Origin of the sequence: Verticiella alkaliphila, from assembly GCF_018904615.1 — a bacterium.
GTDB classification, from domain to species: domain Bacteria; phylum Pseudomonadota; class Gammaproteobacteria; order Burkholderiales; family Burkholderiaceae_B; genus Verticiella; species Verticiella alkaliphila.
Genome location: NZ_JADCNH010000099.1, coordinates 1 through 1,395 on the forward strand (window position 1 = coordinate 1; position 1,395 = coordinate 1,395).

Consider the following 1,395-nt stretch of genomic DNA (forward strand, 5'->3'; position numbering starts at 1 on the left):
CCCCAAAAGTTGGACACGGATCCAACTTTTGGGGTGTTTTTCATGGCGAAGTACGACGAGCAGTTCAAGCTGACCGTGGTTAAGCAGTATCTGAGCGGACGGGACGGCTTCACGATCGTGGGCCGCAAGTTTGGGGTGGACGCGAGCACGCTTCGAGACTGGGTCGGACACTACCGCCGTCACGGTGTTGCCGGCTTGCAGCGCAAGGGTGCGAGCTACGAGGCGGCCTTCAAACGCAAGGTGATCGAACGCATGCGTCGCGAGCAATGGTCGCTTGGACAGACAGCGGTGTTCTTCGGGATACGCACGGCGAGCCATATTGGCACCTGGGCACACCAGTATGATGCAGGGGGTATGAACGCGCTGGCGTCCCGTCGAGGGCGCCATAAGATCATGACTGCCAAACCACCTGAACCTGTCGAGCCAGCTGGCGATCGAAACGATGAGAGTGCCGATGCGCGAACGATCGAGCAGCTGCGCAAAGAGAACGTGTACCTGCGTGCGGAGCTTGCTTACCTAAAAAAGCTCGATGCCTTGATCCAGCAAAAGCGTGCAGCAGCGCCGAAAAAGCGCGGCTCGTGACTGGGTTGAGGCAAAAACATCCGCTCGAAGCATTGCTAAAGGCCGCCGGGCTGGCACGCAGCACGTTCTACTACCAGAGCGCGCGGCTCAGTTGGGCGACGGTTGCGCCGAGCTCAAGACGCGGATTCAGGCGCTCTACGACAAGCACCGCGGCTGCTATGGCTACCGGCGCGTGACGCTGGCGCTGCGCCAGGCGGGCGAGACGATCAACCACAAGGCTGTGCAGCGGCTCATGGGCGAGCTCGCGCTCAAGGCCGTAGTGCGCGTGAAAAAATACCGCTCCTACCGCGGCCAGACCGGGCGCGTGGCCCCCAACGTCCTGCAGCGCGACTTCGCCGCCAGCGCGCCCTTGCAGAAGCTCGCCACCGACGTGACCGAGTTCAACGTGCGTGGGCAAAAGCTGTATCTCTCACCCGTCATCGACCTGTACAACGGCGAGATCATTGCCTGGCAAAGCGCCGAGCGACCTGAGTTCTCACTGGTCAGCCGCATGCTGGACAAGGCCCTGGCCAAGTTGGGCCCAAAAGACAAGCCCGTGCTGCACTCCGATCAGGGTTGGCAGTACCAGATGCCAGCTTGGCGCCAGAGACTCGCGGCCAAGGGGGTGACCCAGAGCATGTCGCGCAAAGGCAACTGCCTGGACAATGCCGTCATCGAGAGCTTTTTCGGCACGCTCAAAGCCGAGTGCTTCCGGCTCAAGAAATTCACCAGCATCGATGAGCTCAGGCGCGCCATCGATCGCTACATCCACTACTACAACCACGAGCGCATCAAGCTCAAACTCAAAGGGCTGAGTCCTGTGCAGTACAGGAC

General features: G+C 60.9%; 1 pseudogene. It reads left to right on the forward strand.

Annotation, left to right across the window (positions count from 1 at the left end):
* Positions 1-42: 42 nt before the first annotated feature.
* Positions 43-1,395 (forward strand): annotated as a pseudogene (locus IMZ29_RS22380) (IS3 family transposase); the annotation flags it as partial.